The following is a 12933-nucleotide window of genomic DNA, read 5'->3' as shown; positions in this document are numbered from 1 at the left end:
ACGCCGCCTGGGTCTCCGCCCAACCATGACACGCGCCCGGAATGCTCGCCGTGGGTCGCTCGGCCAGACGCTCCACCAATTGAACCACCCGCCGATCGCGGCGCGCGTCGCCCAGAGCGATCCCGCGAAATTCGTCTTCTGCCCAGCCCATGCGATCCCCAATGAACGTGAATGCTCAAACCTATTTTACCCGCACACGGGGAGTTGTGTGTAATGGGATGCCTTTGACGGCATCGCCAGCGCCAAGGCCAACGACGAACAGAACCTCCAGAACGCCCGCACCCTATTTCAGTCGGGATACGTTGCCATTTTTGATAAGGCGGCTCATGGTCATCATCAGGTAACAGTTACAGATGTTGTTCATCCGTCAAAGGGTTCCATGAGAACTGGCCCGTTTGGCAGCCAATTGCTGCATAGCGAGTTCGTTGACGAGGGCATTGCGGTATTGGGTATCGACAACGCCGTAAACAACGAATTCCGCTGGGACAAAAGACGCTATATCACCGAGGAAAAATACAAGGATTTTTCTCGTTATCGCGTAAAACCAGGCGATGTACTGATCACAATCATGGGGACATGCGGGCGCTGCGCGGTCGTTCCTAAGGACATACCCACGGCCATCAATACCAAGCACCTTTGCTGCATTACCTTGGACACGAATAAGTGCTTGCCTGAATTCCTGCATGACTACTTTCTCTACCATCCTGTAGCACAACAATTTCTTGCAGCTAAAGCTAAGGGATCAATCATGGCAGGGTTGAACATGGGCATCATCTCAGAGCTTCCTGTCCATCTTCCATCTTTGGAGCAGCAGCAATATATCAACGAACAAGTAGGCGTTCTGTGTAAGCAAACCAAACACCTCGAATCCATCTACCACCGCAAACTCGCCGCACTCGACGACCTGAAAAAAACCCTGCTGCACCAAGCCTTTTCAGGTGCTTTGTAGCCGATCACCCGCAAAGGGACGTTGCGGCCATGACCCGTTAGAATGCCTGCCATGGAACGCATCCAGTCGATCAACCCCGAACGCATTGCCTGGTGCTGTGCCGATCACGGCATCACGCCGGGCGAGCTTGCGTCCGAGGTCGATCTCTCCGCGACGCGCATGGCGCGGGTGATCGCGGGCGAAGATGGCCTGACGTTCAACCAACTCCGCAAGGTTGCCGACTATTTTGGCCGAGGGGTGCTCTTCTTTCTTGAATCCGGTCCGGTCGATGAGGCCCAGGTGCATACGCCGCAGTTCCGTACCCTGGCCAACCAGAAGCCGGATTTGTCGCCCAAATTCAAGGCATTGATCGAGCGGGTGGAAAGACAGCGGGCGGTGTATCTCAGTCTGCGCGAGGATCTGGACGAGGCGGACCGGCCCCGGTTCAACCCGCCGGATCTCCCCCGACCAGATCCACGCGAGGCCGCCCGTCTTGCGCGCCAATGGCTGGATTTGCCCGCTGAAAACAGTTTCGGCACCTACCGCGCGGCTGTGGAAGCACGGGGTGTGCTGGTCTTTCGCAGCAATGGTTACAACGGGAAATGGCAGATCGCCAAGCAGAACCCGATCCTCGGTTTTGCCCTCTACGATTCGACCTGCCCGGTGATCGTCATCAAGAAGCAGGATTGGGAGACCCGACAGACCTTCACGCTCATGCATGAACTGGGTCATTTGCTGTTGAATAGGGCCAGCTCGATCGATGATGAACAGGACATGCAGTCCCACGAGGGTGCGGAACGCGACGCCAATGCGTTCGCGGGTCATCTCCTGGTGCCGGATGCCTTCCTGGCCAGCATCGCCGACACGGAGCGGCCCGAGGATGTCGCGCGATATGACGACTGGCTGGAACGGCCCCGCAAGGCATGGGGTGTGAGTGGCGAGGTCATCCTGCGCCGGCTCCTGGATGCGGGTCGCCTGACACAAAGCCAATATACCGCCTACCGTGAATGGCGGGCGCCCCTGGTCTCTAAGGATGGTGGGAACCGACAGTATCGCCACCGGGAGCCTAAGCATGTTTTCGGCGACACCTATGTGCGGACGGTCCTTGATGCACTGAATGCCCGGCACATCACACTCGCCAAGGCGAGTAGCTATCTCGATAACCTGAAGATCAAGGATCTGCATCAGTTGGAACGTCACTATGCAGGTCTTTGATGCGTCATCCATGATCCACGCCTGGGACAATTACCCTCTGCGACAGTTTCCGGGCTTGTGGGAGTGGATGGCGGATCAGATTGCGAAAAAGCATCTGGTGATGCCGGACGTGGCATTCGAGGAGGTGATGGGTAAAACGCCGGACTGCGGCCAATGGCTCAAGGACAACCATCTGGAGCGACTCGACATCAACAATGCTGTCCTTCAGGAGGCGATGCGTCTCAAAGGACTGCTTGGCATTGTCGGCGATCAGTACCACGTCAAAGGCGTTGGCGAAAACGACATTCTCATCATCGCAACCGCGCTCGTTTATCAGGCCAAACTGGTCTCCGATGAGGGAATGCAGCACTCCACCGTGATCCCAGCCAAGCGAAAGATTCCGACTGTCTGTGCCATGCCCGAAGTTGCGGTCTCCTGCGTCAAGTTCATTGAGTTCATCAAGCGATCGGGCACGATTTTTTGATCGTTGCCGGTCCCCGTCCAGCGCGGTTAGACTAAGCCTTAGTCAACCGGAGGTACGCCATGCAAACCGTCAACATCCACGAGGCCAAGACCCATCTTTCCCGCCTGCTGGAAGCGGTCGAGCGGGGCGAGGAGATCGTCATCGCCCGTGCCGGTCAGCCGGTGGCCATGCTGTCTGCTTATCGTCCGCCGCGTCGTAAGATCGCGCCGCCTGGGAGCATGGAAGGCCAGGACTGGTGGATGGCTGACGATTTCGACGCACCCATCGACGATCTGTTCGACTGCCTCAAGGACGACGCGGAGTCTGAGGATTTCCAGGAACCGAACCCATGAGACTCCTGCTCGACACGCACCTTGCATTCTGGTGGCAGACGGGTGATGACCGTCTCGGCGACGAGGCCAGACGGTTGATCGAGTCGGCCGTTGAACAGATCCTGGTCAGCCGTGTTTCGTTCTGGGAACTGGCGATCAAGGCAGGCATCGGAAAACTGCGCATCGATCTGCCGACCTTTGCCGGGCAAGTCGAGGCGATGGGCTTTGCCTGGCTGTCCATCGAGAACGCGCACATCCTGCAACTCAGCGCCTTGCCGATATTCACCGATCATAAAGATCCCTTCGACCGGCTGCTGGTGGCGCAGTCCCTGAGCGAGCCGCTGATTCTGCTGACGAAGGATGCCAAGCTCGCCCGCTACGGCACGACCGTGCGCCTGGTGTAGCCTCGCGATGAACGAGGCCGAAACCCGCGCCGAGCACATCGATCCAGCCCTGGCGGCAGCCGGTTGGGGCGTGGTCGAGGGGAGTCGCATCCGGCGCGAGTATCCGATCACGCTTGGTCGGTTGCAGGGCGCGGGGAAACGGGCCAAGCCGCTGATTGCCGATTATGTGCTGGAATACCGCAATCTCAAGCTGGCGACCCTGGAGGCCAAGGCGTGGGGTCTGGCACTGACCGAAGGGGTGCCGCAGGCGAAGGACTACGCCGGCAAGCTGGCCCTGCGTTTCACCTATGCCAGCAACGGTCAGGGGTTCTACGAGATCGACATGCACACCGGCCGCGAGGGCGAAATCTCGCGATTTCCGACGCCGGACGAGCTTTGGGACAGGACGTTCGGCGAGGCGAACGCCTGGCGCGATCGCTTCGCCGCCATCCCCTTCGAGGACCGAGGGGGCTATTTTCAGCCGCGCTACTATCAGGACATCGCCATCGAGCGGGTGCTGGCGGCGATTGCCGATGGTCGTACACGTATTCTTCTGACCCTGGCGACCGGGGCCGGCAAGACCTTCATCAGTTTTCAGATCGGCTGGAAATTGTTCCAGAGTCGCTGGAATCTGCGCGATTGGCCCTTCGACCGGCTCAGGACGATCGGTGAACCATCCCGCCGCCCGCGCATTCTCTTCCTGGCCGACCGCAATAACCTAGCCGATCAAGCCTACAACGCCTTTTCCGCCTTTCCCGAGGATGCGCTGATCCGCATCGATCCGGCGGATATTCGCAAGAAAGGTAAGGTGCCGAAGAACGGCAACCTTTTTTTCACCATCTTCCAGACCTTCATGAGCGGACCGCCCAAGGATGGTCAGCCCTCACCCTATTTCGGCGAATACCCTCCGGATTTCTTCGACTTTATCGTCATCGACGAATGCCACCGGGGCGGCGCCAACGACGAAAGTAACTGGCGCGGCATCCTCGATTACTTCGCCCCGGCGGTCCAACTCGGCCTGACCGCCACGCCCAAGCGCCGGGACAACGTGGACACCTATGCCTACTTTGGTGAGCCGGTCTTTATCTACTCGCTGAAGGACGGAATCAACGACGGTTTCCTGACTCCCTTTCGCGTCAAGCAGATCACCACGACGCTCGACGACTACGTCTATACCTCGGACGACAGGGTGGTCGAGGGCGAGATCGAGGCCGGTAAACGCTACGAGGAGGCCGACTTCAACCGGATCATTGAGATCCGGGAACGGGAGAAGAAGCGGGTCGAGATCCTCCTGTCGGCGATCGATCAGCGGGAAAAGACGCTGGTCTTCTGCGCCAACCAGAACCATGCGCTGGCGGTCCGCGACCTGATCAACCAGATGAAGATCAGTGCCGATCCGAACTACTGCCAGCGGGTGACGGCCGATGACGGGGCGCTGGGCGAGCAATATTTGCGCGATTTTCAGGACAACGAGAAGACCATTCCGACCATCCTGACGACCTCGCAGAAACTCTCGACGGGCGTGGATGCCCGCAACATCCGCAACATCGTGCTGTTGCGACCGGTCAATTCGATGATCGAATTCAAGCAGATCATCGGCCGGGGGACACGCCTCTACGACGGCAAGGACTATTTCACGATTTACGATTTCGTGAAAGCGCACCATCATTTCAGCGACCCGGAGTGGGACGGCGAGTCGATCGAGCCGGAGGCCTGCCGAATCTGTCAGCGTTCTCCCTGTGTCTGCGTGAAAGAAGCGCCCCCACCCTGCTATATCTGCGGCCAACGGCCTTGCGTCTGTGAAAAACCGCCGTGTGAGCGATGCGGTCAGCGTCCCTGCGTCTGCCGGAAGAAGGTCAAGGTCACGTTGGCTGACGGCAAGGCGCGGACTATCCGGCATCTGGTGGCAACCAGCTTTTGGCACCCGGATGGAACGCCGATGTCGGCGCACCAGTTTCTGGAGGCGCTGTTCGGCAAGCTCCCTGAATTTTTCAAGGATGAAGACGAGTTGCGTGCCTTATGGAGCATGCCGGGGACGCGCCGGAAATTGTTGGATGGGCTGGCCGACAAAGGTTTCGGTCAGGTTCAATTGGCCGCCATGCAGCGGATCATCGATGCGGAAAAGAGCGACCTGTTCGACGTGCTGGCGCATGTGGCCTATGCACTGGAACCGCTCACCCGCGAAGAGCGAGCGGAGCGGGCGATGGCGGTCATCAGCGAGATCTTCAATGCCAAGCAGAAGGTGTTTCTGGATTTCGTGCTGTCGCACTATGTGGCGGTTGGCGTCGATGAGTTGGATCAGGCGAAGCTGACGCCACTCTTGAAACTGAAGTATCGCGACTCGATGGCGGATGCCGTGGCTGATCTGGGTAGGCCGGACGAGATCGGAAAAGTGTTTCGCGGGTTTCAGCGGTATTTGTATACAGAGACAAAGACTCACTCAGTCGGCGCTTGAGACCCGCCAGTCGACATCACGGTCAGACCTGCGGTAGCGGGGTGTCCAATGATCGCGCCGTGTTTTTGCCCTGGTGCGAGGCTGGGAGCGCTCCGCGACAGGCTTTCCCAAGGAACGCGAGCAGCGCGGCGGCATGCGTTTCGATGGCGTCGAGGGAGTCATGATCCGTGTCGGGCAGCAGCAGCAATTCGGTCGAGGTATCCCGCCGGTTGGCGTAAATGCGCTCCGCGTCCGCAGGCGGAACCCGCGAGTCGTTTTCGCCATGCACTAGGAGCACGGGGCAGGAGACGTGGCGGATGGTCCGGCAGGGGGCGATGTCGTCGAAACGCGCCTGGATGGTCCGCTCGACCCAGCGCATGACCAACCAGCCGAGCGTCCAGGGGATTCGGTTGCCGCGAAACTGCCGGCGCATGAGTTGCTCCGGATGGGCGAAGGCGGCGACGCTGATGACGGCGGCTAGATCGCGGCGGCGCGACGCCAAGAGTAGTACCGCGCCAGCGCCCACCGAGTGTCCGAGCAGCGACAGGCGCCTGGGGTCGATGCCCGGTTGGCGCGCGAGCCAGTCGAGTCCGTGTTCCAGATCCTCGGAGAAGCGCGGCAGGGATGAGAATCCATCGGTGTCGCTGAGTCCATGATTGCGGGCGTCGAGCAGCAGCACCGCATAGCCCTCGCGATGCAGCGGGGCGGCGAAGGGCAGCATCTGTTCCGCGTTGCCGCCCCAGCCATGTAGCACGATCACTGCGGGCAGCGGCTCGGCGGGATCGGCGGGCGAGACCAGCCAGGCAAACAGGGTTTTACCGTTGACGGTCGGAATGCGCAGACTGCGATAGGGCAGGGCGAGCGCGGCTGGCGTGCCTTGTTCGCGGATGCGCGGCGCCCGGTAGACACGATGCAACAGGGCCGGCGTCAGGGCGACACCAGCCGCGAGGAGAGCGGCGGTCAGGATGAAGGTCGTCAATGGAGGCTCCGTCGCAACCGCAAGTCTTCGGTTCAGCCGTGTCCGTGCGCCACGCTCTCGGCGCAGGGCGCGGCGGCGACGAGGGTGCCGCCGAGATACTTCTCCAGCGATTCGCGCACTGTGCCCGTCGCGCCGGTGGCGGTCTTGATGCCGGCCTGCGTAAAGAACTCGATGGCCCGCCCACCCATGCCGCCGCTCAGCATGACCTCGGCGTTCTGTTGCTTGATGAAGGTGGGGATTTCGCCCGGCTGATGGGCTTCGGCAAAGGGATTGGCGATGTCCTGTGTCGCTGTCACGGCGCCGTCCTCAATGTCCACCAGAATGAAATAGGGGGCATGGCCAAAATGCTGGGCGACCTGGCTGTCGAGACCCTGGCTGGTTTCGGCGGTAATGGCAATTTTCATCTTGAAGCTCCTGGTTGTTGATGGGTTGTTCAATTTCTACTTTGAATATGTTGAACCGCAAAGGCGCAAAGGACGCGAAAAAAAACAAAGGCTTGCAATGCGCACGACAGACACCCCTTGAGCGACTGCCGTCATCGAAGCAAGACATTGAAATCCTTTGCGTTCTTCGTGTTCTTTGCGGTTCAATCGCGCATTTGATCGTGCGGTCTCGCTGGCGCTTCCAGCAGGAAAGGCAGGACGCGCTCCCACAGCTCGGACAGGGCAATGCTAGCGGGGGCGTCGGGGCGATAGAGGGTCACCGCCTCGCCCGCGACCATGGCGCTGGCGACGGTCAAATCGAACGGAATCCGGCCGACCGTGGCGATCCCTTGGGCGGCGCAACCGGCTTCGATCTCCCGCGCGCCGTCCGGATAGACATCGGCCTTGTTGATGCAGACCAGCGCCGGCACGCCAAAGTGCTGGACGGTTTGCAGCGCGCGGCGCAGATCATGGATGCCGGAGACCGTCGGTTCGGTCACTAATAATGCCAGATCCGCGCCCGACACGGCGGCAATGACCGGACAGCCGATGCCGGGCGGGCCGTCTACGATCACTAACTCGCGCTGTTCGTCCAGTGCATGCTGGCGGGCGCGCTGCCGGACCTGGGTCACCAGCTTGCCGGAATTTTCCTGCCCTGGATACAGATGGGCGTGGTGGAGCGGTCCATAACGGCTGTCGGAGCGCGCGCATTCGCCGACCGTCTGTTCCTGCATGGCGATACTTTCGGTCGGACATTGATAGACGCAGGCGGCACAGCCATCGCAGGCGATGGGATCGATCGTCCAGCGCCCGTCGGTCTCGATGATCGCGTCGAAGCGGCAGACCGACTCGCAGTCGCCGCAGTGCACGCAGGTGTCTTCGTTGATCACGGCCACCTGACCGCCGCGAAACGGCTGGGTGTCGAGCCGGCGCGGCTGAAGGACGAGTTCCAGATTGGCGGCGTCCACATCGGCGTCGGCCAACAGAATCCGGTCGGCGAGCGGCCCCTGGGACGCCAGATGGGCGAAGGCCGCCGTGACGCTGGTCTTGCCGGTGCCGCCCTTGCCGCTGAGAATGACGAGCTGTTTCATGGGTTCACCCCGGCGACGATGCGCTCCAGAAGGTCGTGGAATCCGGGCCGTTGGTCGGGCACGGTGTCGACCAGGGTCCGACCGCTGGCGATGGCCTCGGCGATGCGCCGCTCCATCGGGATGCGCAGCAGAATCGGCAGTCCGCTGTCGGCGCACCAAGTGCCCACGGCGTCGTCGCCAATACCGTCGCGGTTGATCACCACGCCGGCGGGGATGCCCAAGTCGTGGGCGATGGCGGCGACCTGTTTCAGATCGTGCAGACCGAAGGGCGTCGGCTCGGTGACGAGCAGCGCGAAATCCGCCCCGCGCATCGTTTCCACCACCGGACAGGAGGCGCCGGGCGGGGCGTCGCGGATTTCGAGCGCGCCGCTCGCCCTGAGTGAAGTCGAAGGGGGCGCGTCACCGGTTGCCGGGGTCCATTTCTTCAGTTCGCGCAGGATCGGCACGCCCATGGTCTGGCCGACGTTCATCACGCCCTGGGCGAAGGCGATGCCCTCCGGCGTCGTGCCGCTGTCGATCACGCCGGTCACGACCAAGTGCTCGCTGATCGCCTGTTCCGGACAGTTCCAGTTGCAGCTGCCGCAGCCGTGGCACAGATCGTCGAACACCAGCACCTTTTTGCCGACCACGGCGATCGCGTTGAACTGACAGATTTCGGCGCACCTTCCGCAAAAGGTACAGGCTTGCGCGTCCACGCGCGGCACGCGGATGCCCACCTCCCGATGGGTTTCCAGGTCGGGATGGAGGAAAAGCGCGGCGTTGGGCGCTTCCACGTCACAATCGAGGAAACGCACCGCGCCCCGTTCCGCGGCCACTTGCGCCAGGCTGGTGGCGACGGTGGTTTTGCCCGTGCCACCCTTGCCGCTGGCAATGACGATCCGCATCATTCCCTAGCCTCCGTGATGGCCGCCATGGGTGGCGCCGTCGGCTTGGGCCAACTGCCCCGCCCGGAACGCAGCCAGGATGTCGGCGGCGCTGCGGGCTGCGTTCCCCGGCGCGAGAAAACGCTGGATGTTCGCGGCGGAGAGTGTGTCGTAGGCTTTGGGACCATAGGCCCCGCTGACGACTGCCTGCGCGCCGAGGCTGGCGACGAACTGCGCCGCCTGCACGCCCGCCCCGCCCGATGCCGAGAGCGCCGGATTGGCATGGACCGTCCAGGCGCCGGTATCCGAGTCGACCAGACAGAAGGATTCGGCGCGTCCGAAGCGCGCGTCGAAGGGTGAATCAAGCGTTTGGCCAGCGATTGAGATGGCAAGTTTCATCAGATCGTCTCCGCGTGTCCTATGAATGTGAATCCGGACGGGTCGTATCCAGTCGTTCCGTCAGTTGCTGGACCATGGACCGTAGCTCGGTGAGCTGCTGCTGCATCCAGGACATCACCGGATTGACGCTGCCCTTGGTGCCCGCGCCTTGACCGCGTCCGCCTTGGCCTCCAGCGTGACTCAGTCCCGCGCGGTTTGCCGCTTGACGTCCGCGACAACCGCCTTGCCCTCGGCCCTGGCCCCGACCTTGCCCCTGACCTTGCCCTCGACCCTGCCCTTGACCTTGACCTCGGCCTTGACCCTGACCTGGTTGACTCGGACCGGTTCCGTCTTTGAATGGCATGTTGTTCTCCGTGTGCTATTTGAGCGTCATTGTGCTTGCTTCATCGAATTTCGGTTCGCAAAGGTTCTGGGGCCGGCATCAGGCCGCGCCGCCATCCTCCCCAATCAGGAGGGTCGTCTCGTTGAGATAGGCGTGCTTCGGGATCACCAGGTTGGTGGGCGCCGGAACATTCTTGAACACCCGTGCCGCGAGATCGAAGCGCGAACCGTGGCAGGGGCAGAAGAAACCGCCCTTCCAATCGGCGCCCATGTCGTCGGGGGCGACTTCCGGCCGGTAGATCGGCGAGCAGCCCAGATGGGTGCAGATACCGATCGCGACCAGATACGCCGGCTTGATGGAGCGGGTGGCGTTCTGACAATAGGCCGGCTGCTGGGGTACCTTCGACGCCGGGTCGACCAGCTTGGGCTCGTTGCTGGCCAGGGAGGCGAGCATCTCGGGTGTCCGGTGCACGATCCACACCGGTTGCCCTCGCCATTTGACCCGCAACAGTCCGCCCGGCTCCAGTTTGCCGATATCCGCCTCGACCGGAGCCCCGGCAGCCCGCGCGCGGGCACTCGGATTCATGGACGCGACGAACGGAACCAGCGCGTAGCCAACGCCCACGGCGCCGACCAGACTGGTCGCGGCAACGAGTACGCGCCGTCTCGTCTTGTTCACAGCTTGTTCGCTCATGGACATTTGTCTCCTGGCTGATGCGAGCGGCGGCGACCCCATGACAGGCAGGCGTCCCGCGCCACTTGGATGAAATTCGATTCCCGACTCTTCTGATCGACATCATCGCCGTTTTTCCGAGCGAATTACCCTGATATTTGTCAATGCAAAAAGAACATATGTGCGTTTAACTGAGCCTCTCAAATTCAGAACGAACCACCCTTGGGAGGCACCGTGTTAGGTCGACGACGACGTGCCCGCTGGATCGGATTCGATCCGGGCTTTCTCTGTTTTAAACCCTGCGGCCGCTCGGGACGCGGCATGGACAGCGTAGTGCTGCGCGTCGACGAACTGGAAGCCTTGCGGCTGGCGGACCTCGAAGGCTTGTATCAGGAAGACTGCGCGCTGCGGATGGGCATCTCGCGCACAACCCTGTCACGGACCCTGACGCAGGCGCGCCGCAAAGTGACGGATGCACTGATCAACGGCAAACGGCTGGTGGTCACGCCCGCCCAGGAGATTGCGGAGGCGCCGGTTGTCGAGCAGGACGCGGACCCCGTTTCGCTTTATTCTGACAAGAGCCGTTGAACCTAAAAAGAGCAGTCAGCCGTCAGCGACCAGCCTCCAACCGTTGTTTTGCAAAGGTTTTCGCTGATCGAAGCCTTCCCCCGCAGGGTGTAGGGCGCGGATGAGACAGGCATCTGTTTTTCGCGTCCTTTGCGTCTTTGCGGTTCCAAGTGCCAAATTTAATCACTCAACTGGAAAGCAACCTCATGGCCTCGAATTACGAAACCTTCTTCACCCTCTCCAGCTACGCCGTCGTTGGCCGCTCCCAGGCCAAACCCTTCCCGCTCCTCAGCTATCGCGGACTGAAGGCGATGGGCAAAACGGTCTATGCGATCGATCCTGGCGCCAACTTCATCGATGGCGACGTCGCCTACCCTGGGCTGGCGCAGTTGCCCGGCCCCGTCGAGGGCTTGATCGTCGAGGTACCGAAAGCGGAGACCCGCGACTGGATCGCCGCCGCTGCTGCGGCGGGCATCCGCGATGTCTGGGTCCACATGGCCCACGATACCCCGGAGGCCATCGCGCTCGCCGCAGAGAAAGGCATCAATCTGCGCACGGGAACCTGCGCCGTGATGTATCTCAATCCCGGTTTGTCGTACCACAGCATTCACAAGCTCATCATGAAGATGCTCGGCAAGTATTGAGAGTCGCGCGACCCGGTAGGCGGAAAGCCCGTCCCCATGTCCAGTGGCTGCATGGTCGCAGCCGCTTTACCTCCCCGTCATGAATGGACGGGGTTTCTCGCGGAGGAACCGATGAATCAACGCAAAACGCTCGCACTCGTCTTGACCGTCCTGGGTCTGCTGCTCGCGGTGGCCGGGCCTTTTCTGCCCGGCGGCATTCATCTGACGCCCATTGGCCCGCCTGGGGCCGGGCATGTCACGAGTCTCATCGCCACGGACCAGGGCGACATCCTGGCGGGCACCCAGTCGGGCGAGGTCTGGCGCCTGCGTGATGGCGCCTGGACGCGGGAAAACCTGGCGCTGGGCGGTCAGCCGGTGCTGGCCCTGCTCGGCGATCCGAACCGGATGCCGGTGGGAACCGCCGCGGGTGTGTTCCCGGCGGCCGGCGAGTCGCCGCTGGAGGGCCGGGTCGGTAGTCTGTTGCAGACCGAGATGGGGCTGCTGGCGGGAACCGCGAGCGGCGTGCGTCTGTTTGCCAATGGCGGTTGGTCCGCGCCGGGGCCGGTGGCGAACATCTACAGTCTGATCGGTCAACGAAGCGATGACGGGCGCTGGCTGCATGCCGGGACCATCGGCGCGGGCGTACTGTCCACGTCAGCAGCCGAGGTGGGCACCATCTGGCAGCCGAACAGCCAGGGACTGCCGGAAGCGGTGAAGGTCTTCAGCTTCGCCACCACTCAAGGCGGCCTGCTGCTGGCGGGAACCGATCAGGGCGTGTTCTGGCAGTCGCGGCCTGGCCAGCCCTGGCGGTCGCTGCATTCCGCGCTCGACGGCAGACGGGCGATGTCGCTGCACATCGCCGCGGACGGCGAGCGGCAAGGCCGCGAGCGCTTGTGGATCGGCGGCGACGACGGATTGTCCTCGCTGGCGCTCGCCGAGCAGGGCGAGACGCTCGTCGCCGAGGGCAATCCGCTGCTGACCGACAGTGCGGAGTGGCAACCACCGTTTGGGATCGGCGCAATTGTGACGAGTGGGGATCGGCTGCTGGTCAGTGCAGGAGCGGTCTATACCTACGGTCCAACTCCTCTGGCCGGCTGGTACTGGATCTCGCTGGCCGGTGTGGTGCTGATCCTGCTCGCCGGTTGGATCATGCCACGCCCGGAAGCCGCGACGGCGGATTCGGCGAGCGTCTGAGGATTCGCCAGGACTCTTGTTTCTGTCGACCGAATCCGCATGATGTGTGTTGATGGGATGGCCCGAT

General features: G+C 62.0%; 16 protein-coding genes. 9 read left to right on the top strand and 7 right to left on the bottom strand.

Annotation, left to right across the window (positions count from 1 at the left end):
- The coding region (locus CCR95_RS07435) for an IS4/Tn5 family transposase DNA-binding protein (RefSeq protein ID WP_201093187.1) at positions 1–151 on the bottom strand (151 nt) is incomplete at its 3' end.
- Between the two features lie 228 nt (positions 152–379).
- Between CCR95_RS07435 and CCR95_RS07430 the strand changes: the two genes are divergently transcribed.
- Genes CCR95_RS07430 through hsdR form a run of 6 tightly spaced genes read left to right on the top strand, consistent with a single transcriptional unit; the run spans position 380 to position 5755 of the window.
- A complete protein-coding gene (locus CCR95_RS07430; RefSeq protein ID WP_201093185.1) occupies positions 380–949 on the top strand; it encodes a restriction endonuclease subunit S in 570 nt (189 codons plus the stop codon).
- A 42-nt stretch (positions 950–991) separates the two neighbouring features.
- The gene (locus CCR95_RS07425; RefSeq protein WP_207188544.1) at positions 992–2143 is read left to right on the top strand and encodes an XRE family transcriptional regulator; all 1152 of its coding nucleotides are present in this window, start codon (positions 992–994) and stop codon (positions 2141–2143) included.
- Complete coding sequence (locus CCR95_RS07420; RefSeq protein ID WP_201093180.1) at positions 2130–2606, top strand: DUF4411 family protein; 477 nt, start codon at positions 2130–2132, stop codon at positions 2604–2606. The genes CCR95_RS07425 and CCR95_RS07420 overlap by 14 nt, the downstream gene beginning before the upstream one ends.
- A 59-nt stretch (positions 2607–2665) precedes the next feature.
- A complete protein-coding gene (locus CCR95_RS07415; RefSeq protein WP_201093177.1) occupies positions 2666–2938 on the top strand; it encodes a type II toxin-antitoxin system Phd/YefM family antitoxin in 273 nt (90 codons plus the stop codon).
- Positions 2935–3321: a type II toxin-antitoxin system VapC family toxin gene (locus tag CCR95_RS07410; protein ID WP_201093175.1), complete on the top strand. Its 387-nt coding sequence runs from the start codon at positions 2935–2937 to the stop codon at positions 3319–3321. Before CCR95_RS07415 ends, CCR95_RS07410 begins: the two co-directional genes overlap by 4 nt.
- A gap of 7 nt (positions 3322–3328) precedes the next feature.
- Positions 3329–5755, top strand: a complete 2427-nt coding sequence (gene hsdR, locus CCR95_RS07405; protein WP_201093173.1) for an EcoAI/FtnUII family type I restriction enzme subunit R — start codon at positions 3329–3331, stop codon at positions 5753–5755.
- A gap of 22 nt (positions 5756–5777) precedes the next feature.
- On the opposite strand, the gene CCR95_RS07400 is transcribed toward hsdR, so the two are convergent.
- From CCR95_RS07400 to petA, 6 genes are all read right to left on the bottom strand, one after another.
- Positions 5778–6713 carry an alpha/beta hydrolase gene (locus CCR95_RS07400; RefSeq protein WP_201093172.1) on the bottom strand — a complete coding sequence of 312 codons (936 nt, stop codon included), beginning with the start codon at positions 6711–6713 and terminating at the stop codon, positions 5778–5780.
- A gap of 32 nt (positions 6714–6745) precedes the next feature.
- Positions 6746–7117, bottom strand: coding sequence for a NifB/NifX family molybdenum-iron cluster-binding protein (locus CCR95_RS07395; protein WP_201093171.1), 372 nt, complete (start codon positions 7115–7117; stop codon positions 6746–6748).
- Positions 7118–7299: 182 nt separating this feature from the next.
- Positions 7300–8226, bottom strand: coding sequence for an ATP-binding protein (locus CCR95_RS07390; RefSeq protein WP_201093170.1), 927 nt, complete (start codon positions 8224–8226; stop codon positions 7300–7302).
- Entirely contained in the window at positions 8223–9113 is an 891-nt protein-coding gene (locus tag CCR95_RS07385; protein WP_242523108.1) for an ATP-binding protein, read from the bottom strand. The genes CCR95_RS07390 and CCR95_RS07385 overlap by 4 nt, the downstream gene beginning before the upstream one ends.
- Before the next feature lie 3 nt (positions 9114–9116).
- A complete protein-coding gene (locus CCR95_RS07380; RefSeq protein ID WP_201093169.1) occupies positions 9117–9488 on the bottom strand; it encodes a NifB/NifX family molybdenum-iron cluster-binding protein in 372 nt (123 codons plus the stop codon).
- 421 nt (positions 9489–9909) lie between these two features.
- Complete coding sequence (gene petA / locus CCR95_RS07375) at positions 9910–10503, bottom strand: ubiquinol-cytochrome c reductase iron-sulfur subunit (protein WP_201093168.1); 594 nt, start codon at positions 10501–10503, stop codon at positions 9910–9912.
- Between the two features lie 213 nt (positions 10504–10716).
- Here petA and CCR95_RS07370 point away from each other — a divergent pair, with 213 nt between their 5' ends.
- From CCR95_RS07370 to CCR95_RS07360, 3 genes are all read left to right on the top strand, one after another.
- Positions 10717–11070, top strand: coding sequence for a DUF134 domain-containing protein (locus CCR95_RS07370; protein ID WP_201093166.1), 354 nt, complete (start codon positions 10717–10719; stop codon positions 11068–11070).
- Between the two features lie 185 nt (positions 11071–11255).
- The gene (locus tag CCR95_RS07365) at positions 11256–11693 is read left to right on the top strand and encodes a CoA-binding protein (protein ID WP_201093164.1); all 438 of its coding nucleotides are present in this window, start codon (positions 11256–11258) and stop codon (positions 11691–11693) included.
- Positions 11694–11804: 111 nt separating this feature from the next.
- Positions 11805–12866, top strand: a complete 1062-nt coding sequence (locus tag CCR95_RS07360; protein WP_201093163.1) for a ligand-binding sensor domain-containing protein — start codon at positions 11805–11807, stop codon at positions 12864–12866.
- Positions 12867–12933: the final 67 nt, after the last annotated feature.

The sequence above is a fragment of the Thiocystis minor genome (assembly GCF_016653465.1).
In the GTDB taxonomy this organism is placed as follows: domain Bacteria; phylum Pseudomonadota; class Gammaproteobacteria; order Chromatiales; family Chromatiaceae; genus Chromatium; species Chromatium minus.
Note: the sequence above shows the minus strand (reverse complement) of the source record. Positions and strands in the feature narration are given on the sequence as shown.

Bases quoted from the DNA above. Each gene is read 5' to 3' on its own strand.
- CCR95_RS07430 (WP_201093185.1), top strand. From the start codon at position 380: ATGAGAACTGGCCCGTTTGGCAGCCAATTGCTGCATAGCGAGTTCGTT.
- CCR95_RS07425 (WP_207188544.1), top strand. From the start codon at position 992: ATGCCTGCCATGGAACGCATCCAGTCGATCAACCCCGAACGCATTGCC.
- CCR95_RS07420 (WP_201093180.1), top strand. From the start codon at position 2,130: ATGCAGGTCTTTGATGCGTCATCCATGATCCACGCCTGGGACAATTAC.
- CCR95_RS07415 (WP_201093177.1), top strand. From the start codon at position 2,666: ATGCAAACCGTCAACATCCACGAGGCCAAGACCCATCTTTCCCGCCTG.
- CCR95_RS07410 (WP_201093175.1), top strand. From the start codon at position 2,935: ATGAGACTCCTGCTCGACACGCACCTTGCATTCTGGTGGCAGACGGGT.
- hsdR (WP_201093173.1), top strand. From the start codon at position 3,329: ATGAACGAGGCCGAAACCCGCGCCGAGCACATCGATCCAGCCCTGGCG.
- CCR95_RS07395 (WP_201093171.1), bottom strand. From the start codon at position 7,117: ATGAAAATTGCCATTACCGCCGAAACCAGCCAGGGTCTCGACAGCCAG.
- CCR95_RS07390 (WP_201093170.1), bottom strand. From the start codon at position 8,226: ATGAAACAGCTCGTCATTCTCAGCGGCAAGGGCGGCACCGGCAAGACC.
- CCR95_RS07385 (WP_242523108.1), bottom strand. From the start codon at position 9,113: ATGATGCGGATCGTCATTGCCAGCGGCAAGGGTGGCACGGGCAAAACC.
- CCR95_RS07380 (WP_201093169.1), bottom strand. From the start codon at position 9,488: ATGAAACTTGCCATCTCAATCGCTGGCCAAACGCTTGATTCACCCTTC.
- petA (WP_201093168.1), bottom strand. From the start codon at position 10,503: ATGAGCGAACAAGCTGTGAACAAGACGAGACGGCGCGTACTCGTTGCC.
- CCR95_RS07365 (WP_201093164.1), top strand. From the start codon at position 11,256: ATGGCCTCGAATTACGAAACCTTCTTCACCCTCTCCAGCTACGCCGTC.
- CCR95_RS07360 (WP_201093163.1), top strand. From the start codon at position 11,805: ATGAATCAACGCAAAACGCTCGCACTCGTCTTGACCGTCCTGGGTCTG.